The following is a 19,497-nucleotide window of genomic DNA, read 5'->3' as shown; positions in this document are numbered from 1 at the left end:
GCTCCGTCCAGGTCGGCGGCGGCGTGGTCAGGCGGCCTCGCCGACCTCCGGCCGGGCCGGGGCGGGCATCAGGCCCTCCCGCTGGCGCCTGCGGCCCAGGCGCGGCATGCCGAGGGTGATGAAGGCCTCGGCCTGCATCGCGGCGAATCCGATCCGCGGCAGGTCGCGGGTGTTGGGGAAGACCAGGAAGCGCGGCTCCCACTCGGGCTGGAACTTGGCGTTGAACTTGTACAGCGACTCGATCTGGAACCAGCGCGAGAGGAACACCAGCAGCCCGCGCCAGGCCCGCAGCACCGGGCCGGCGCCGATCCGCTCGCCGCGGGCCAGCGCCGATCGGAACATCGCGAAGTTGAGCGACACCCGGCGCACGCCCATCGCGGGCACGGCCTGCAGGGCGGCGACGATCAGCAGTTCGTTCAGGCCCGGGTCGGCGGCCCGGTCGCGGCGCATCAGCTCCAGCGAGATGCCGTCCGGCCCCCAGGGCACGAAGTGCAGCACGGCCTTCAGGTCGTCCCCGGTCTCGCCCTCCTCCGGGGCCTTGTGGGCGGTGACCACCACGCAGGCGTCGTCGCCCGGGTCGCCGAAGCGGCCGAGGGCCATCGAGAAGCCGCGCTCGGTGTCGGTGCCGCGCCAGCGGGCGGCGGCATCGGCGATCCGGTACTTCTCCTCCTGGCTGAGGTCGGCGACCCGCCGCACCTGGCAGGAGTAGCCGTTGCGCTCGATCCGCTTGACCATCTGGCGGACGTTGCGCATGGCCCGCCCGGCGAGCGAGAAGGTGCCGGTGTCGACGATCGCCTCGTCGCCCAGCTCCAGCGCGTCCAGGCCCGCCTCGCGGGTCCAGACCTCGCCGCCGACCTCGCTGCAGCCCATCACGGCCGGCACCCAGGCGTGCTCGCGGGCCTCGGCCATGAACACCTTGATCGCGCCCGGCCAGGCCTCCACGTCGCCGACCGGGTCGCCGGAGGCGAGCATCACGCCGGAGACCACCCGGTAGGAGATCGCCGCCTTGCCGGTGGGCGAGAAGAGCACGCTCTTGTCGCGGCGCAGCGCGAAGTAGCCCAGCGAGTCCCGCTCGCCGTGCCGGTCGAGCAGCCCGCGGACCTTCTCCTCGTCCTCGGTGGTCAGCTCCGGCTTCGGCTTCTCCGGGCGCAGCGCCAGGTAGGCGGTGGTGAAGGCGGTGAACAGGCCCATGCCGCCGAGCAGGTAGGCGACCAGGTCGGACATCCGGTCCGCGTTGTAGTGGACCGGCCCCTCGAAGCCGAACAGCCCGTACCCGACATGCTGGAGCCGCTCGAACAGGCCCGGGTGGCCGATCTCGTACTTGGCCCGGGTGCTCACGATCAGCAGGCCGAGCAGCACGCTGACGGTGCCCATGACGACCAGGTTGACCACGGCCCGCCAGCGGGTGCGCGGGTCCGCCTTGGCGTAGAACTCGCGCTGGTGCACCAGCATCACCGCGAACAGCACCAGCGAGACCACCGCCGGGCCGATCTGGTGCCAGCGCAGGATGTGCAGTGCGGCGCCGACCGGCAGCAGCACGCAGACCGCGCGCCAGGCGCGCCGCTTGCGCCGGCGCAGCGCGTGGGCGAGCAGCACCAGCAGCAGGCCGATCATCAGCGTCCCGGCCGCGGCCAGGGTGGTGGTACCGCCGGGCAGCTGCCCGGCGAAGCTGTGCACCTTGCTGTGCCGGAGCCTGGGGAACACCGCGCTGGCGATGTCCACCAGCCCGATCAGCAGACAGGCGTAGCCGACCACGCCGGGGAGCCAGGCCCTCGGAACGGCGGCGGCTTGGGTGCGAAGCGTCTGCAGACTGCGCCGACGACGCGGCTGCTCGGGGCTCGGCTCAACGGACACGGGAACGCTCATGGAAGCTCAGCGTAGAGGCTGTGGAGCGGTGTCCTGTCACTCCGGGGGAGGAGTTGTGATGGACCTTCATGCCTTTTCCTTCATCAGGCAATACGCATACCAAGGAACCGGAAACGGAAGGTAAACCGGAACCGAGCACGCGCTGCAATTGAGCCGAGGGTGGGAGCCGGAGCCCCGGTGCCGCGTGGCGCGACGGGGCCCTCACGTACGCGGTACGTACGGTGGACGCCGCATTCTAGGGCTCCGGTTGCGTCCGGTCACTCCCGGCCTCCCCTGCCTGCCCCGGCGTCCGGACAGCCTAGCCGCGGTGGCCCCGGCTGACGGACCGCCAGACGATGAAGCCCGCACCGCAGTGTCCTACCGGAAGGCCGACGGCATGGAACTGACCAGCAACGCGCTGGTGAACTCGCTGCTCGCACTCGGCGCGGCGGCCCTGGTCGCCACCCTCTGGCTCTGGCCCCGGCTGGCCCGCCAGCGCCCGCTGCCGGTGCTCGGCCGGATCGGACTGATGACGGTCACTCAGGCTCTGGTCCTGGCCGTGCTGGCACTGTCCGTCAACAACTCCTTCGGCTTCTACACCTCGTGGGACGACCTGCTGAACCCCGGCGGCGCCAAACTGACCCTCACCAGCAACGAGAACCACAAGGGCGGCGCACCGGCCTCCGACGAGCTGGTCCAGCCGAGCACCGAGGGCGGCCTGGAGACCGTCACCGACCTGCCCAAGGGTCCCCCGAAGGAGGTCGGCAAGGTGGAGTCGGTCGAGATCACCGGCACGGAGAGCGGCCTCTCCGACCAGATGTTCGTCTACCTGCCGCCCGAGTACTTCGACCCGAAGCTCGCCATGGTCCGCTTCCCGGTGCTGCTCGCCCTGGCCGGCTTTCCCGGCACCACCCTGCAACTGCTCAAGGAGCTGCCCGTCCCGCAGACCGCCTGGGAGCTGCGGAAGACCGGGAAGATGGCACCCGCCATCATCGTGCTGGCCCGCCCGACCGTCGCCCCGCCCCGCGACACCGAGTGCGTCGACGTGCCCGGCGGGCCGCGCACCGAGTCCTGGTTCGCCAAGGACGTGCCCGAGGCGCTCCGCTCGGCCTACCGGGTCAGCCGCTCGCCCTCCTCCTGGGGTGTGCTCGGCTTCTCCTCCGGCGGGAGCTGCGCGCTCCGTCTGGCGATGCGCTTCCCGGAGGTCTACGGCAACGGCACCGGCATGCACGCCGACTTCAAGGTGGCCGAGGACCAGTTCACCGGCGGCAACCTCTTCGGCGGCGATCAGACCCTGGCCGCCCAGAGCGACCTCGACTGGCGGCTGCAGAACCTCCCGGCGCCGGCCCTCTCACTGCTGGTGATCAGCACCCGCAAGGAGTCGGACTACCCGGACACGCTGAGGTTCGTCGACCACGCCCGGCAGGTGGCGGCCGCCAACCCGCAGTTCAAGGTCGATTCGCTCTACCTGGACGACGGCGGCCACAACTTCGAGAGCTGGGTCCGCGAGCTGCCCGCCGCCCTGGAGTGGATGAGCGCCCGGCTCAACTGGGCCTGACCGGCGGCGCGGCCGGGAGGGTGGCCACCCTCCCGGCCGGGCTCGCCCGCACCGCACGGGGCGCTCTGAGCGCATCCGCCGCCCGCTACCGCTACCGCCCGATGATCAGGCTCATCGCCTCGGCCCGGGTGGCCGGGTCGCGCAGCTGGCCGCGCACGCAGGAGGTGATCGTCTTGGCGCCGGGCTTGCGGATCCCGCGCATCGACATGCACATGTGCTCGCACTCGACCACGACGATCGCGCCGCGCGGTTCGAGGATCCGCATCAGCGCGTCCGCGACCTGGCTGGTGAGCCGCTCCTGCACCTGCGGGCGGCGGGCGTAGACGTCGACCAGCCGGGCCAGCTTGGACAGCCCGGTGATCTTGCCGCTGGTGGACGGGATGTACCCGACGTGCGCGACGCCCCGGAACGGCACCAGGTGGTGCTCGCAGACCGAGGTCAGCTCGATGTCCTTGACCAGCACCATCTCGTCGTGGCCGAGGTCGAAGGTGGTGGTCAGAACGTCCTCGGGCTCCTGCCAGAGGCCGGCGAATATCTCCTTGTACGCCCGGGCCACCCGGGCCGGGGTCTCCAGCAGACCCTCGCGGTCCGGGTCCTCCCCCACGGCGAGCAGCAGCTCGCGAATGGCGTTCTCGGCCCGCTTCTGGTCGAAGGTCCCGACGGTGGACGAACCGTCGAGCGTCACCGGGTCGATCATGCGGGCCTCGCTAACTAGGTGGGACTTGGCTTAACAGCACGGATGCCGCGCCTCCAGGGTACAAACCCTGGTGACGCGGCATCCATTCCGTCCTTTGCCAGGCGGCCGGATCAGCCCTCGGCGGGCGGCTCGGTCGGCAGCGGCGGGAGCTTCACCACGTCGACCGGGGTGGTCTCCGCAGCGGCGGCGCCGTTGGTCAGCGCCAGCTCCTTCGGGGACTGCACCGGCGGCCGGGTGGACGGCGTGCGCCGGGACGAGCCCGTCCAGGCCGGCCGGGCCGGGCGCTTGACGATCGTCGCGAAGATCTCGGCGATCTGCTCCTTGTTGAGGGTCTCCTTCTCCAGGAGCTCCAGGACCAGGTTGTCGAGCACGTCGCGGTTCTCGACCAGGATCTCCCAGGCCTCGTTGTGCGCGGTCTCGATGAGCTTCTTGACCTCTTCGTCGACCAGCCCGGCGACCTCTTCCGAGTAGTCGCGCTGGTGGCCCATCTCACGGCCCAGGAACGGCTCGGCACTGTCCGAACCGAACTTGATCGCGCCGAGCCGCTCGGTCATCCCGTACTGGGTGACCATGGCGCGGGCCGTCGCGGTGGCCTTCTCGATGTCGTTCGACGCACCGGTGGTCGGGTCGTGGAAGACCAGCTCCTCCGCCGCGCGGCCGCCCAGCATGTAGGCCAGCTGGTCCAGCATCTCGTTGCGGGTGGTGGAGTACTTGTCCTCGTCCGGCAGCACCATGGTGTAGCCGAGGGCCCGGCCGCGGGACAGGATGGTGATCTTGTGCACCGGGTCGCTGTTGGGGCACGCCGCCGCCACCAGGGCGTGGCCGCCCTCGTGGTACGCGGTGATCTTCTTCTCCCGGTCGGACATGATCCGCGTGCGCTTCTGCGGACCGGCCACGACGCGGTCGATCGCCTCGTCCAGGATGCCGTTGTCGATCAGCTTCTTGTCCGAACGGGCGGTCAGCAGAGCGGCCTCGTTGAGGACGTTCGACAGATCCGCGCCGGTGAAGCCGGGGGTGCGCTTGGCGACGGCCGAGAGGTCGACGTCCGGCGCGATCGGCTTGCCCTTCTGGTGCACCTTGAGGATGTCCAGCCGGCCCTGGAGGTCGGGACGCTCCACCGCGATCTGGCGGTCGAAGCGGCCCGGGCGCAGCAGCGCCGGGTCCAGGATGTCGGGGCGGTTGGTGGCGGCGATCAGGATGACGCCGCCCTTGACGTCGAAGCCGTCCATCTCGACCAGCAGCTGGTTGAGGGTCTGCTCGCGCTCGTCGTGGCCACCGCCGAGGCCCGCACCGCGGTGCCGGCCGACTGCGTCGATCTCGTCGACGAAGACGATCGCCGGGGCGTTCGCCTTGGCCTGCTCGAAGAGGTCGCGGACCCGGCTGGCGCCGACACCGACGAACATCTCGACGAAGTCGGAACCCGAGATCGAGTAGAACGGCACCCCGGCCTCGCCCGCGACGGCACGCGCCAGCAGGGTCTTACCGGTACCGGGCGGGCCGTACAGCAGCACACCCTTGGGGATCTTGGCGCCGACCGCCTGGAACTTGGCCGGCTCCTGCAGGAACTCCTTGATCTCGTGGAGCTCCTCGACCGCCTCGTCCGCACCGGCGACATCCGAGAAGGTGGTCTTCGGGGTGTCCTTGGTGAGCAGCTTGGCCTTGGACTTGCCGAACTGCATGACGCGCGAGCCGCCGCCCTGCATCTGGTTCATCAGGAACAGGAAGACCAGGACGATGATCACAATGGGCAGCATCGACAGCAGCAGGCTGACGAAGGTGCTCTGCTTCTCCGGGCTGATGGTGTAGCCCTCGGAGAGCGTGCTCTGGTCGTTGTCGTTGATCTGGGCCTGGAGCTTGTCGGCGATCGCGACACCCTGGTCGCCGATGTACGAGGCCTGGAACTTGCTGCCGGACGGAACCTTGCCCGTACCGGCGTTGGACAGGCTTGCGCCGTCCTTCAGCTGGATCTTGATCGTGTTCGAGTCACCGGTGGTGATCTGCGCCGACTTGACCTGCTTGGCGTCGATCGCGGCGACGACCTGCCCGGTGTCCACCGTCTTGTAGCCGTTCGAATCCGAAACGACCTGCATCAAGACGATGACGGCGAGGACGGCCAGCACGATCCACATGATCGGCGCACGGAAGTATCGCTTGACGTCCATCCATGCGGGGCGTTGCCGCCCCGTCCCTCCTGCCACTCAACGGCGCCGCGGGGCCGTGGCCGCCGGCGCATCCGGTCTGTGCTCATGTGAAGAGCGGTTTTATTGGACCGTACCGCAGTCCGACCCGCCCGTGGCGGGAGCACAGCGACACGACGTATTTCTTTGTCCCCCCGACTCAACGGGCGGGAACGGCGTACTGTTCCCGCCCGTAGCCCGAACGGAGCTCTCAGCCGCCGTAGACGTGCGGGGCGAGGGTGCCGATGAACGGGAGGTTGCGCAGCTTCTCCGCGTAGTCCAGGCCATAGCCGACCACGAACTCGTTGGGGATGTCGAAACCGACGTACTTGACGTCGATCTCGACCTTGGCGGCGTCGGGCTTGCGCAGCAGGGCACAGACCTCCAGCGAGGCCGGGCCGCGCGAGCCCAGGTTGCCCAGCAGCCAGGACAGCGTCAGCCCGGAGTCGATGATGTCCTCGACGATCAGGACGTCCCGGCCGGCGATGTCGGTGTCGAGGTCCTTGAGGATCCGCACCACACCGGAGGACTTGGTGCCCATGCCGTACGAGGAGACCGCCATCCAGTCCATGGTCACCTGCGAGTGCAGGGTGCGGGCGAGGTCCGCCATGACCATCACGGCCCCCTTGAGGACACCGACGATCAACAGATCCTTGCCTGCGTAGTCCCGGTCGATGCGCTCGGCCAGCTCCAGGAGCTTGGCGTCGATCTCGTCCTTGCTGATGAGCACCTTCGCGAGGTCAGCGCCCATGTCGTTCTGATCCACCGGGGATACGTCCTCAAACGTTCGGGGTCTGTGTGGCCGGCGGCCCGGCGCCCCGGGAGCATGCCTGCCCGTCAGTCGCCCTGTCGCCGAAAGACCAGCGTGCCACACCTGCGGGTGGCCTCGACGCCCCCGGGTAGGTGCAGCGGCCCCTGACCGCGCCATCCGGTGACCAGCAGGTCGATCGTTTCGAGGTGCCGCGCGAAGAGGTCCCCGGCCGGGCAGCCCGCCCGCAGTGCGGCCCTGCGCAGGACCCGGCGGCGCACCGCGGGCGGCAGTTCGGCCAGCTTCACGACCTCCAGGGCGCCCTCGCCGGACCGGAGATCGCGCTCGGCCAGCGCGGCCCACTGGTCCAGGGCGTCGGCGTCGTCGCGGAACAGCCGGGCGGTGCGGGCCAGCGCCTCCACCACGCCGCCGCCGAGATGCTTCTCCAGGACCGGCAGCACCTCGTGGCGCACCCGGGAGCGGGTGTACGCCGGGTCACAGTTGTGCGGGTCGTCCCAGACCGGGATCGACTGGGCGGAGCAGGCCTGCCGGGTGGCGGCCCGGTCCAGCTCCAGCAGCGGGCGGCGGTAGCGGCCCTTCTGGGCGGGCATCCCGGCCAGCGAACGGGAGCCCGAACCCCGGGCGAGGCCCAGCAGCACCGTCTCCGCCTGGTCGTCGCGGGTGTGGCCGAGCAGGACGGCGACCGCGCCGTGGCGCTCGGCGGCCTCGTCCAGGGCCGCGTAGCGGGCGTCCCGGGCCGCGGCCTCCGGTCCGCCGGCCCGGCCGACCCGGACCGGGACCGCCTCGACCGGGTCGAGCCCGAGCGAGCGCAGCCGGTCGGCGACCTGGGCGGCGCGGTCGGCGGAGCCGTCCTGGAGGCCGTGGTCGACGGTGACGGCACCGACCCGCAGGCCGATCTTGGGGGCTTCGAAGGCGGCGGCGATGGCCAGGGCCATGGAGTCCGCGCCCCCGCTGACGGCGACCAGGACCAGCGGCGAGCCGGGAGCGGCCGGGGTGCGCGGCAGCCCGGAGGGGTGGCGGTGGGCGTTGCCGATCAGGGTGGTCCCGACGGCGGCGCCGACCAGCGGCGCTCCGCTCGAACGCTCGCGCGGCTCCCGGACCGGGGCGGTGAAGGTGGTGCCGGCCTCGGCGGCGAGGTCGGTGAGCGTGCGGCGTACGGCCAGGCGTATCGCTGCGACGGCGGGGTGTGGGCCCACGGCGGACGACTCCTCGGCGGAGGGGACAGGACGGCGGCGGGCGCAGCGGGAACCGCACCCTCCGTAAGCGCCTCGTTACCGGGCGCTCACAGATGGTGGCAGAAAGGAGCGACCCGCTACGCCACCCGCGCCACCAGTACGACCACCGTCCCACGTACGGGTGAATGGAAAAACGTATCTTCACCCGCCATCTGCACGATTGGACCACTCGTACGAACGGGTTTGACCGCCGTCGGCCACCCTTCGGTGGCCAATCTGATCAGCAGCTCGCGTGATCGGCGGCTGGTCGGCTGGTCGGATCAGTGGGCGACGCGGGCGACCCAGGCGGCCGGGTCGTGGATCTCGTCCTTGGTCGGCAGGGTGTTCGGCGAGGTCCAGACCCGGTTGAAGCCGTCCATGCCGACCCGCTCGACCACACCGCGCACGAAGACCGCGCCGTCCTGGTACTGACGGAGCTTGGCGTCCATGCCGAGCAGTCGGCGGAGCACCAGGTCGAGGCGGTTGGCGCCGCGGTCCCGGCGCTGCTGGAACTTCTCCCGGATCTCCGCCACGCTCGGCACCACGGCCGGGCCGACGCCGTCCATCACCACGTCGGCGTGGCCCTCCAGCAGCGACATCACGGCCGTCAGCCGGCCCAGGATCTCGCGCTGCGCGGGCGACTGGACGACCTCCAGCAGACCGGTGGACGCCGAGCCGTCGCCGCGGCCGGCCAGACCCGGCAGGCCGCCGCCGAGCGAACCGGCCGCGTCCCGCAGGCGGTCCAGCAGCGCGCCCGGGTCGACGTCCGTCTCGGCCAGGAAGGACTGCACCTCGGACTGGATGTGGTCGCGCAGCCACGGGACGGCGGTGAACTGGGTGCGGTGGGTCTCCTCGTGCAGGCAGACCCAGAGCCGGAAGTCCGACGGGTCGACGTCCAGCTCGCGCTCGACGTGCACGATGTTCGGGGCCACCAGCAGCAGCCGGCCCGGGCCCGGGTCCTCGGGGCCGAGCCGGGGCTTGTCGAACAGCGCGGCCGGGCTGTCCGGCGCCTCCAGCGAGGGCTCCGCCGGGGCGAAGGTCTCGTACTGCCCGAGCACCTTGGTGGAGAGGAAGGCCAGCAGGGCGCCGACCTCGATGCCGGTGGCCTTCTCCCCCACCGTGCCGAGGACGCCCGCCGTGGTGCTGCCCGCCCGGCGGGCCTGGAGCTTCTCCACCAGGGGCTGGACGATGGTGCGGAAGCCCGCCACGTTGGCCCGCACCCAGCCGGGGCGGTCCACGATCAGCACCGGGGTCGCGGCCGCCTCGGTGAGACTGCTGGAGCGCATCCCGGTGAACCCCCGGACGTGCTCCTCGGCCTCCAGGGCGTGCCGGCGCAGCTCCGCCACCACGGCCGCCGCTTCGGCGCGGCTCACCTCCGGCCCCGGCCGTACCAGCCTGGTCGCGGTTGCGACCGCGAGATTCCAGTCGACCATGTCAGCACCGCCGCTCGCGCTCGTCATGCCCTCACCGTACGTGCTCCCGTCCGTCGGGGGGAGCCACAGGCGCCGACGTCCTGGGGAGTGGACCGCTCCGGTGCGTCCGGGTCAGTGGCAGCCGCAGGCGGCCAGCCGGGCGACGATGCGGTCCATGGCCGCGCGGGCGGTGTCGGCGGGGGCGGCGGTCCTCGTCATCACGGCGAAGGAGAGCAGCCGGCCGTCGGCGTCCACCACCGTCCCGGCCAGCGTGTTGACGCCGCTCAGGCTGCCGGTCTTGGCGCGGACCAGACCGGCCGCCTCCGCCGCACCGGAGTTGACGCCGAAGCGCTTGCCGAGGGTGCCGGTGAAACCGGCGATCGGCAGACCGGTCAGCACCGGGCGCAGCTTCGGGTGCTGGTCCGAGGCGGCCAGCGCGAGCAGGTGGACCAGGACGGCCGGCGGGATCGCGTTGTCGGGGCGCAGCCCGCTGCCGTCGTTGAGCACCACTCCGGCCGTCGGCACGCCGAGCCGGGCGAGCTCCTGGGTGACGGCGGTGGCGGCGCCCTCGAAGCTGGCCGGTTGGCCTGCGGCCAGCGCGGCCTGACGGGCGATCGCCTCGGCGAGGGTGTTGTCCGAGGTGGTCAGCAGCCGCTCGACGAGCCGGGCGACGGTCGGCGAGTCCACCCGGCCGAGGACCGGTGCGGCGGCGGGCGCCGGGGCGGCGGACGGCCTGGCCTTGCCGTCGACGGTGATGCCCTGGGCCTTGAGCAGGGCGGCGAAGGCGTCGGCCGCCTGGGCGGCCGGGTCGGCCACCCGGGCCGGCGCCTCCTCGCGGCTCTTCGGGTCGACCCTGCCCTCGTCGATCATCAGCGGGGTGACCAGGGCGATGTTCGCCGCGTCGTGGTTCTTGTGCTGCGGGTTGCCGGAGTAGAGCGAGAGGTCGTAGTCCAGCCTGACCGTGGTGGTGCCGACGGCCCTCAGGGCGGCGGCGGTCTGGCGCGCCAGTGCGTCCAGCGAGGCCGGCGCGGTGTCGGCGTCGGCCGCGAGCCCGCCGATCTGCACCTGGTCGGCGGGCAGCGCGGTGAGCGTCGGGTCGCCGCCACCCACGAGGGTGATCCGGTCCGGGTCCGTTCCCTTGACGACCCGGGTGCTCAGCCGGGTGTCCGCCGGGATCAGCGAGAGCGCGGCCACCGTGGTCGCCAGTTTGGTGGTGGAGGCGGGGGTGGCGGGCGTGTCCGCCCCGGAGCCGTACAGGAGCCGGCCGCCGGCCGCGTCCGCGACGGCGAAGGTGACGGTGCCGAGGCTCTTGTCGCCGAGCGCGCCGGCGAGCGCCTGCTGGAGGCCCTGGAGGGTCGGCACCCCGGCCGTCGGACCGGCCTCGGCGGCGGTCAGGACGCCCGTCGCGGCGGGCGCCGGGCGGCCGGCGGCGGACGGGGCCGCGGAGCCGGACGGGACGGGGGACCGCTCGTCGCCCTCGCCGTGCCCGGCGGTGTGCCCGCCGGGCGAGGGGGACGGCTGCGCGTACGCACCACCCGAGGTCAGGACCGTACCGGCGACCAGCACCGCCGCTCCGAACAGCCCTGCGGCCGTTCCCCGGCGGCGATGCCCCGCCCCGACCCCAGCTCTCACCGACGGCCCCTTTCCCGAGCACTCACTCCCGTAGGAGACACTTGGATTCTGTCAGTCCCTACCTTGGAGGAACCGTTGGAGTTCGACGTCCTTATCGAAATCCCGAAGGGCTCCCGCAACAAGTACGAGGTCGACCACGAGTCCGGTCGTCTGCGGCTTGACCGGATGCTCTTCACCTCGACCCGCTACCCGGCCGACTACGGCTACGTCGAGGGCACGCTCGGCGAGGACGGCGACCCGCTGGACGCGCTGGTCATCCTGGACGAGCCGACCTTCCCCGGTTGCCTCATCAAGTGCCGCGCCATCGGCATGTTCCAGATGACGGACGAGGCCGGCGGCGACGACAAGCTGCTGTGCGTCCCGGCGACCGACCCGCGCTGGGAGCACCTGCGCGACATCCACCACGTGTCGGAGTTCGACCGCCTGGAGATCCAGCACTTCTTCGAGGTCTACAAGGACCTGGAGCCGGGCAAGTCGGTCGAGGGCGCCAACTGGGTCGGCCGCGCCGAGGCCGAGGCCGAGGTCACCGCCTCGATCAAGCGTCTGGCGGAGTCCGGCGGTCACTGAGCCGTCGTACCGATCTCGTTCGTCCAGGGCCGTTCGAGGCAGGTCGAGGCAGTCGGAGGCCGGGGTTTGCGGAGCGATCCGCGGGCCCCGGCCTTCGCCGTGTCCGGGGCCGGGACTATGGTCCGGGTTTACCGACAACCTGTCGGCATGACGTTGACTTAGGTTAGGCTAACCATAACAATCGGGGGTGATCCCGATCCCCTGGAGGCCCGCATGCCCACGCCCGAGCAGCCCGCTCCGTTCTCCACCGTGCTCCGCACCGCCAGCAGCGAGGAACACGAGGCCGCGGAACAGTCCTCGTTCATGAGCCACCTGCTCGGCGGACGGCTCGGGATCGACGCCTACGCCGACCTCACGAGCCAGCTCTGGTACGTCTACCGCGCGCTGGAGGGCCGGACCGCCGAGCTGGCGGACCATCCGGTGGCCGGACCGTTCATCGACCGCGCGCTGCTGCGCACCGCCGCCATCGAGCGCGATCTGGAGCACCTGCGCGGAGCCGACTGGCGCGCGGGGCTGGCGCCGCTGCCCGCCACCGCCGCGTACGTCGCCCGGGTGGAGGAGCTGGCGGCCGAGTGGCCGGCCGGGTACATCGCGCACCACTACACCCGCTACCTCGGCGACCTGTCCGGCGGTCAGATCATCCGCGGCATAGCCGAGAAGACCTGGGGCTTCGAGCGCAAGGGCGACGGCGTGCGGTTCTACGTCTTCGAGGAGGTCGACAACCCGGCCGCCTTCAAGCGCGAGTACCGGGCCAGGCTGGACGCCGCCGGCCTGGCGCTGGACGACATCGAGCGCCGCCGGGTGGTCGACGAGTGCAAGCGCGCCTTCGTGCTCAACGGCGCGGTCTTCCGCGACCTGGACGCGCGCTACCCGCTGAGTGCATAAACGTTTCTCCCCGCACACGTGGGCCCCGGCGAGCAACCGCTCGCCGGGGCCGTTTCGTGTGCGGGCCGCTTCGGGCGGGGGTCCGTCAGGCCTGCGCGCCGCGGCGGCGGACCAGGACGGTGGCGCCGCCGCCGACCAGCAGCAGTCCGGCGGCGGTGGCCAGCAGCGGCACCACGGGGGTGCCGGAGCCGGTGGAGGCCAGCAGGCCGCCACCGCCGAGGCCGGCGCCGCCGGTGGTCAGCGTGGCACCACCGGCCGTACCCGCGCCGCCCGTACCGGAGTCGGCACCGCCGGTCGTGCCACCCGCCGTGCCACCGGTCGTGCCACCGGCCGGCGGGGTGGTCGGCAGCTGGGCGTTCCGGTCGAAGGCCAGCGAGACCGAGACCGGGTCCAGCGCCTCGCCCGCCTGGTAGTTGGCGAACGCGGGCACGCCCTCGGCGGTCAGCGTGGCGGGCACCGCGGAGAGCGTCACCACGCCGTCGACCGGGGCGAGGTCGGCCTTCGAGAGGTCCAGCTTGGCGATCCTGGCGGCGGAGAGCGAGGTGCTCTTCCCGTCCATGGACTTGGCGTTGACGTCGGCGGTCAGGTACGCGCCGTCCCGGTCGATCGTCAGGCCCGGCTTGGAGATGGTGGTGTCCAGCTTGTAGCCGCCGTTCTCCGGGTGGCCGAGGAAACGGACCGAGCCGTTGAAGCCGGCCGCCACCGAGTGGGTCGCGGTGTCGTACGTGCCGGTGGCGCCGGCGAAGCGGTAGTCGGCCGCGCCGCCGCCGAACTCGACCTTGCCGTTGGCGACCGGGCTCTCCAGGTACTTGCGGAAGCTCGCCTTGACCGACCAGTCCAGGGTGCCGTTGACGATGGCGAGTTCGCCGTTGCCGCTCGGCGCGGTGGTGGCCGAGGGGGTGCCGGTGGCGGACGGCGTACCCGTCGGCGAGGGGGTACCGGTGCCCGTCGCGCTCGCCGACGGCGAGCCGGTCGGCGAAGGAGTACCGGTCGTGGTGGCGGAGGCGGTCGGCGACGGGGTGCCGGTCGCGGACGGCGAACCGGTCGGCGCCGGGGTACCCGTGGCGGACGGCGACCGGGTGGGGCTCGGCGACTGGGTCGCGGACGGCGTGGCGGTCGGCGAGGGCGTGGCCGGGCTCTGCTTCAGCAGCAGCGACAACGGGTCGAGGTCCGCGCCGGCCTGGTAGAAGCCCGCGAACGCCCTGGCGCCCTCCTCGGTGAGCTTGGCCGCCGTAGGCACGCCGGTGGTGGTGTCCCGGCCGACGGTGAACGTCGCCAGCGGCACGTCGTCCCGTCGGGTGATCTCGGCGCCGACCGTCTCCTTGGACGCGGTGTCGGCGGTGAGCGTGCCGGCCGTCCCCGAGGTGCTGATCCTCAGGTCGCTCAGCGCCACGTCCAGCGCGCCGTGGTGGGCGCTGAACCGGACGCCACCGGTGAAGGCCGAGCTGAGGACGTGCGTGGACAGGTCGTACGTGGCGCTCGCCAGGCCGAAGTGGAAGCTGCCGTCGGCGTTGGTGGTGGCGCCCCCGGTCAGCTCCACACCACCCTGGCCGATCGGCCCGGTGACGTAGCTACGGAAGCTGGCCTTCACCCCCCAGTCCAGCCCGCCGGTGTCGTACGTGACGCTGCCGGGGCCGCCTGCGGCGAGGGCCAGCGCGGGGGCGCCGAAGGCGGTCAGGCCGAGGCCGGCGGTGGCGGCCGCGAGGGCGGCGAGGCGGGTGCGGTTGCGGCGGCCCGGCCGCTGGGCGGTGCTGCGGGACATGGTGGTGCTCCGTTCGGTGGGCGGGAGAAGGTGGTGCGGCGTCAGACCGGGGCGGGGCCGGGTCAGGACGCGTCGCCGGGGGCGGACCGGCGGCTCCGGCGCCGGGCGAGCACGCCGCCGGCCGCGGCGAGCGCCGCCACCAGCAGGCCGCCGGCCACCGCCACCACCGGGACACCGCCCGAGGAGGAGGCGGAGGAGGCGACCGGCGCGGCGGAGGGCGTCGCGGTGGCGGCCGGGGCGCTGCCGATGTCGGGCAGCGGGGGCAGGGCGGCGGCCGGGTCGAGGGCGACCGCGAAGCTCAGCGGGTCCATGTCGGTGCCCGCCGGGTAGAGGTTGCCGAACGCCTTGGCCCCCTCCTCGGTGAGCTTCAGCGGCAGCTCGACGGCCTTCAGCAGACCGCCCTCGGGCGTGAGGCCGGCCGCGTCGAAGACGGCCAGCCGGACGCCGGTGAGCTGCTGCGAGCCGCCGTCCGGCGTCCGGCCGGAGACGTCCGCGACCAGCCGGCCCTGGCCGCCGGCCACCGTCACCCCCGGGTTGGCGAGGGTGAGGTCCAGCCCGTAGCCGTCGCCGCTCCGCATCCCGGTGAAGCGGACGCTGCCGGAGAAGGCGGCGGTGAGCTCTCCGGTGGCGGCGTCGTAGCCACCCCTGGCCGGGGTCCAGCGGTAGAACGCGCCGCCGTCCGCCGCGCCGCCGCCGAGTTCCCAGCGGCCCTTGGCGATCGAACCCGTGACGTAGTCGCGGAAGGTCCGCCGTACGCCCCAGTCGAGCGCGCCGTTGGCGAACTCGGTGCGGGCGGGGGCCTGCGGGGCGGCGCTCGACGGCTGACCGGTCGTCGGCTGCGCGGTCGGCGGCTCGGCGGCCGGCGTGGTGGCCGGCGGCGTGGTGGCGGCCGGGGAGGGCGTGCCCCGCGCGGTGGTGGGCTGCGTCGCGGGCAGGTTGACCGAGAGCGTGACCGGGTCCAGCGCCGTCCCGGCGGTGTAGAAGCTGCCGAAGGCCTTGGCCCCGGCGTCGGTCAGCGTCGCGGGCACATTGCTGAGCGTCAGGGTCCCGGCCGCGCCGCGCAGATCGACGCCGGCCAGCGAGAGATCGGCCAGTTTCGCCTGACTGGCACTGCTGACCTGTCCGGTCTCCCTGGACTTGCTGCTGACGTCCGCGTAGAGCCCGGCCGCGCCGCCCTGGACGGCCCGGAAGGTGATCCGTCCGACGCTCAGGTCGAGCGCGTTGACGCCGTTCTCCTGGTGCCCGGTGAACCGGACACCGCCGGAGAACCCGGCGCTCAGCGCCCCGCTCGCCGGATCGTACGTACCGGTGGCGGAGTGGAACCGGAAGGTGCTGCCACCGACCGTGGCCGCGCCTCCGGTCAGCCCCCAACTCCCCTTGGCGATGGGCCCGGTGACGTACGTCAGGAAGGACTGTTTGATCCCCCAGTCCAGTCTCCCGCCGGAGACCTTCCCCTCGGCGGCGGCGGCCTGGAAGGGCAGCAGCGCCGCGGTGAGGAGGGCTGCCAGAGCGGCCACCAGGGAGGCGGCCAGGCGACGGAGCCGTCTGGGCAGAGGCACGGGGGATCACTCCTCGGCACGACAGGGGACACGACGGGGGAAGGGGCCTGCACGACGCCGACCCCCTTGCGAAACTGAGGTAAGGCTAACCTAATATATGAGTCAAGAGTCCCCCCGCCGCCCCTCGCACCCGGCCGCCGGTGGTGACAACTCCCAGTGAAGGGCCGCATGTTGAGCAGCACGATCCGAACCCGGGCCACCCGCGGGCCCGCCCTCCTGCTGCTCGCCCTCGGCCTGCTGCTCGCCCTGACCGCCTGCGGCGCGGCCACCGGCGCGACCGGAGCGGCCGGCTCGGCCGGCACCTCGCGCGCCCCGGACGCGGTCGAGCCACTGCCCGTCGAGCCCGCCCCGCAGCTGCCGGCCACCGCCGCCTCCGCCGACGGCCGATCGGTCACCGTCACCAGCGCCGACCGGATCATCCCGCTGAACGGCAGCCTCGCCGAGATCGTGTTCAGCCTCGGCCTCGGCCCCAGGGTGGTCGCCCGGGACGTCTCCACCACCTTCCAGCAGGCCTCCGCGCTGCCGGTGATCACCCAGGCCCACGACGTCTCCGCCGAGGGCGTGCTCTCGCTGCACCCCACCGTCGTCCTCGCCGACCGCTCCACCGGCCCGGCCGAGGCCATCGCGCAGATCCGGGCGGCCGGCGTCCCGCTGATCGTCCTGGACGACGCCAAGCGGCTCGCCGACGCCGGCCCCCGGATCGACACCGTCGCGGCCGCCCTCGGCGTCCCGGACGCGGGACGGCAGCTGAAGGAGCGCACCGAGCAGCGGATCACCGAGGCCAGGGCCGCGCTCCCCGGCGCCGACCGCCGTCCCAGGGTCGCCTTCCTCTACCTGCGCGGCAGCGCCTCCGTCTTCCTGCTGGGCGGCCCCGCCTCCGGCGCCACCTCGCTGATCGAGGCCGTCGGCGGCGAGGACGCGGGCCAGGCCGCCGGGCTCACCGGCGACTTCACCCCGCTCACCAGCGAGGCCCTGGTCAAGGCCGCGCCCGACGCGATCCTGGTGATGAGCAAGGGCCTGGACTCGGTCGGCGGCGTCGACGGCCTGCTCAAGCTGCCCGGTGTCGCCCAGACCCCGGCCGGGCTGGACCGCCGGATCGTCTCGATCGAGGACGGCCAGCTGCTCAGCTACGGCCCGCGCACCCCGCAGGTGTTGCGCGAGATCGCCGAGCAGCTCTACCCGACGGCCGCCAAGTGAGCACCGCCGTACGGGAGAAGCCCGTCCCGCTGCCCAGGGCCCGCAGCCGCACCGCCCTGATCACCACCGCGCTCGCCGTCGCCCTGGTGCTCTGCGCCCTGCTCGCGGCCGGCATCGGCGCCTACCGGATCCCGCTCGGCGACATCCTCGCCTCCTTCGCCCACCGGCTCGGCCTCGGCGGGCACGCGCTGGACCGCGTCCCCGAGTCGGTGCTCTGGAACGTCCGCCTCCCCCGGGTGGTGCTGGCCCTGCTGGTCGGCGGCTCGCTGGGCTGCGCGGGCGCGCTGATGCAGGGCGTGTTCGGCAATCCGCTCGCCGAGCCGGCCGTGATCGGCGTCTCCTCCGGCGGCGCGGTCGGCGCGGTGGCCTGCATCGTGCTCGGCCTGGACGCCCTCGGCAACTGGACGGTGACCGTCTTCGCCTTCGCCGGCGGCCTGGTCACGGTCTTCGCGGTGTACGCGATGTCCCGCTCCGGCGGCCGCACCGAGGTGGTCACGCTGATCCTCACCGGGGTCGCCGTCAACGCCTTCTGCGGCGCCCTGATCGGCATCTTCCTGTTCACCGCCGACTCCGCGGCGATCAGCCAGGTCACCTTCTGGCAGCTCGGCTCGCTCTCCCAGGCCACCTGGGGCAAGGTGCTCGCCGTCCTCCCGTTCGCCGCCGTCGGCCTCGCCGTGGCACCGCTCCACGCGCGGAAGCTGGACCTGCTGGCGCTCGGCGAACGCCCGGCCCGCCACCTCGGGGTGGACGTCGAGCGGATGCGGCTGGTGCTGATCACCGTCGTCGCGCTGCTGACCGCCGCCGCCGTCGCCGTCAGCGGCATCATCGGCTTCGTCGGGCTGGTCGTCCCGCACCTGCTGCGGATGGCGGCCGGCCCGGGCCACCGCTTCCTGCTGCCCGCCTCCGCCCTCGGCGGCGCCCTGGTGCTGGTCGCGGGCGACCTCGCCGCCCGCACCCTCGCCGAGCCCGCCGAACTGCCGCTCGGCGTGCTCACCGCGCTGATCGGCAGCCCGTTCTTCTTCTGGCTGCTGCGCCGGACCAGGACCAAGCAGGGAGGCTGGGCATGAGACTGCGCACCGACCGGTCGGTACCCCGACGCCCGCTGCCCGGGGACGAACTGCTCACCGCCGACGCCGTCCGGCTGACCGTCGGCGGGCGCGAACTGCTGGCCGGCGCCTCGGTCCGGGTCGCGGCGGGCGAGGTGCTGGCGCTGCTCGGCCCGAACGGCGCCGGCAAGTCCACCCTGCTCTCCGTCCTCGCCGGGGACCTCCCGCCGACCGCGGGCGAGGTCCGGCTGCACGGCCGCCCGCTGGCCGGGTACGGCACCGCCGAACTCGCCCGGCACCGGGCGCTGCTGCCGCAGTCCGCCGCGCTGTCCTTCCCGTTCCCGGCCGGCGAGGTGGTCCGGATGGGCCGCGCCCCCTGGTCCGGTACGGCGGCCGCCGCCGAGGACGAACCGGTGATCGCCGAGGCGATGGCCGCCACCGAGTCCACCGCCTTCGCCGAGCGCCCGTTCACCGCGCTCTCCGGCGGCGAACGGGCCCGGGTGGCGCTCGCCCGGGTCCTGGCGCAGCGCGCCCCACTGCTGCTCCTGGACGAGCCGACCGCCGCCCTCGACCTGCGCCACCAGGAGCTGGTGCTGCGGGTGGCCCGGGCGCGGGCCGCCGCCGGGGACGGCGTGGTCGTGGTGCTGCACGACCTCTCACTGGCGGCGGCCTACGCGGACCGGGTGGTGCTGCTGACCGCCGGTGCCACGGTCGCGGACGGGCCGGTGGCCGAGGTGCTGCGCGCGCCGCTGCTCAGCGAGGTGTACGGCCACCCGGTCGAGGTGCTGCCGCACCCGCGCACCGGCGTCCCGCTGGTGCTGCCGGAGCGGGACCGCTGACCACCCGGTGCGGGGGCGCGGTCAGCCCTCGTCGTCCAGCCGGAAACCGACCTTCAGACCGACCTGGTAGTGCTTGATCCGGCCGTCCGCGAGGTGGCCCCGGATCTGCGTCACCTCGAACCAGTCGAGGTTGCGCAGCGTCCGGGACGCCCGCTCGACGCCCTTGCGGATCGCGTCGTCGACGCTCTCGGTCGAGGACCCGACGATCTCGGTCACCCGGTACACGTGCTCGCTCATCACGGACTCCCTCAGCTGTGTGACGGCCCCCGGTCCACCGTGCACCGAGGGGGGTCCGCCCGCACGCCGACCGCCGTCCGGAGGCGTCTAAGCCGACCGGA

Annotated in this window: 16 protein-coding genes; 6 read left to right on the top strand and 10 right to left on the bottom strand. The window is 73.0% G+C overall.

The features are described from left to right. Nucleotides 1–27 precede the first annotated feature (27 nt). Entirely contained in the window at nt 28–1,866 is a 1,839-nt protein-coding gene (locus ACIP82_RS15130; RefSeq protein WP_400653680.1) for a phosphatidylglycerol lysyltransferase domain-containing protein, read from the bottom strand. A 352-nt stretch (nt 1,867–2,218) separates the two neighbouring features. On the opposite strand from ACIP82_RS15130, the gene ACIP82_RS15125 reads away from it, so the two are divergent. Continuing rightward, entirely contained in the window at nt 2,219–3,403 is a 1,185-nt protein-coding gene (locus ACIP82_RS15125; protein ID WP_400653679.1) for an alpha/beta hydrolase, read from the top strand. A gap of 91 nt (nt 3,404–3,494) precedes the next feature. Here ACIP82_RS15125 and folE read toward each other — a convergent pair whose 3' ends face one another. From folE to dacB, 6 genes are all read right to left on the bottom strand, one after another. Then, on the bottom strand, nt 3,495–4,100 hold the full coding sequence (gene folE / locus ACIP82_RS15120) for a GTP cyclohydrolase I FolE (protein WP_363612647.1): 606 nt from the start codon (nt 4,098–4,100) through the stop codon (nt 3,495–3,497). 110 nt (nt 4,101–4,210) lie between these two features. Further along, the gene (gene ftsH, locus ACIP82_RS15115; protein ID WP_363612649.1) at nt 4,211–6,262 is read right to left on the bottom strand and encodes an ATP-dependent zinc metalloprotease FtsH; all 2,052 of its coding nucleotides are present in this window, start codon (nt 6,260–6,262) and stop codon (nt 4,211–4,213) included. Between the two features lie 226 nt (nt 6,263–6,488). Beyond that, the gene (gene hpt, locus ACIP82_RS15110; RefSeq protein WP_049654051.1) at nt 6,489–7,043 is read right to left on the bottom strand and encodes a hypoxanthine phosphoribosyltransferase; all 555 of its coding nucleotides are present in this window, start codon (nt 7,041–7,043) and stop codon (nt 6,489–6,491) included. A gap of 71 nt (nt 7,044–7,114) precedes the next feature. Next, a complete protein-coding gene (gene tilS, locus ACIP82_RS15105) occupies nt 7,115–8,242 on the bottom strand; it encodes a tRNA lysidine(34) synthetase TilS (RefSeq protein ID WP_363612652.1) in 1,128 nt (375 codons plus the stop codon). 299 nt (nt 8,243–8,541) lie between these two features. Continuing rightward, entirely contained in the window at nt 8,542–9,720 is a 1,179-nt protein-coding gene (locus ACIP82_RS15100) for a zinc-dependent metalloprotease (RefSeq protein WP_363612654.1), read from the bottom strand. 84 nt (nt 9,721–9,804) lie between these two features. Then, complete coding sequence (gene dacB / locus ACIP82_RS15095; RefSeq protein WP_400653678.1) at nt 9,805–11,304, bottom strand: D-alanyl-D-alanine carboxypeptidase/D-alanyl-D-alanine-endopeptidase; 1,500 nt, start codon at nt 11,302–11,304, stop codon at nt 9,805–9,807. A gap of 75 nt (nt 11,305–11,379) precedes the next feature. Between dacB and ACIP82_RS15090 the strand changes: the two genes are divergently transcribed. After that, nucleotides 11,380–11,871 carry an inorganic diphosphatase gene (locus ACIP82_RS15090; protein WP_363612658.1) on the top strand — a complete coding sequence of 164 codons (492 nt, stop codon included), beginning with the start codon at nt 11,380–11,382 and terminating at the stop codon, nt 11,869–11,871. 213 nt (nt 11,872–12,084) lie between these two features. After that, nucleotides 12,085–12,756: a biliverdin-producing heme oxygenase gene (locus ACIP82_RS15085; RefSeq protein ID WP_363612660.1), complete on the top strand. Its 672-nt coding sequence runs from the start codon at nt 12,085–12,087 to the stop codon at nt 12,754–12,756. Nucleotides 12,757–12,841: 85 nt separating this feature from the next. Here the strand turns inward: ACIP82_RS15085 and ACIP82_RS15080 are convergent, their stop codons facing one another. After that, nucleotides 12,842–14,518, bottom strand: a complete 1,677-nt coding sequence (locus tag ACIP82_RS15080) for an HtaA domain-containing protein (protein WP_400653677.1) — start codon at nt 14,516–14,518, stop codon at nt 12,842–12,844. Between the two features lie 62 nt (nt 14,519–14,580). Next, complete coding sequence (locus ACIP82_RS15075; protein ID WP_400653676.1) at nt 14,581–16,077, bottom strand: HtaA domain-containing protein; 1,497 nt, start codon at nt 16,075–16,077, stop codon at nt 14,581–14,583. Between the two features lie 168 nt (nt 16,078–16,245). On the opposite strand from ACIP82_RS15075, the gene ACIP82_RS15070 reads away from it, so the two are divergent. The 3 genes from ACIP82_RS15070 to ACIP82_RS15060 are packed head-to-tail and all read left to right on the top strand — an operon-like array spanning nt 16,246 to nt 19,159. Beyond that, on the top strand, nt 16,246–17,274 hold the full coding sequence (locus ACIP82_RS15070) for an ABC transporter substrate-binding protein (RefSeq protein WP_363612928.1): 1,029 nt from the start codon (nt 16,246–16,248) through the stop codon (nt 17,272–17,274). Beyond that, on the top strand, nt 17,271–18,341 hold the full coding sequence (locus ACIP82_RS15065) for a FecCD family ABC transporter permease (RefSeq protein ID WP_400653675.1): 1,071 nt from the start codon (nt 17,271–17,273) through the stop codon (nt 18,339–18,341). The genes ACIP82_RS15070 and ACIP82_RS15065 overlap by 4 nt, the downstream gene beginning before the upstream one ends. Next, entirely contained in the window at nt 18,338–19,159 is an 822-nt protein-coding gene (locus tag ACIP82_RS15060) for a heme ABC transporter ATP-binding protein (RefSeq protein ID WP_400653674.1), read from the top strand. The genes ACIP82_RS15065 and ACIP82_RS15060 overlap by 4 nt, the downstream gene beginning before the upstream one ends. 21 nt (nt 19,160–19,180) lie before the next feature. Here the strand turns inward: ACIP82_RS15060 and ACIP82_RS15055 are convergent, their stop codons facing one another. Then, nucleotides 19,181–19,396 carry a dodecin gene (locus ACIP82_RS15055; RefSeq protein ID WP_363612922.1) on the bottom strand — a complete coding sequence of 72 codons (216 nt, stop codon included), beginning with the start codon at nt 19,394–19,396 and terminating at the stop codon, nt 19,181–19,183. Between the last annotated feature and the right edge of the window lie 101 nt (nt 19,397–19,497).

This window comes from Kitasatospora sp. NPDC088548, assembly GCF_044753005.1.
Taxonomy (GTDB): domain Bacteria; phylum Actinomycetota; class Actinomycetes; order Streptomycetales; family Streptomycetaceae; genus Kitasatospora.
Note: the sequence above shows the minus strand (reverse complement) of the source record. Positions and strands in the feature narration are given on the sequence as shown.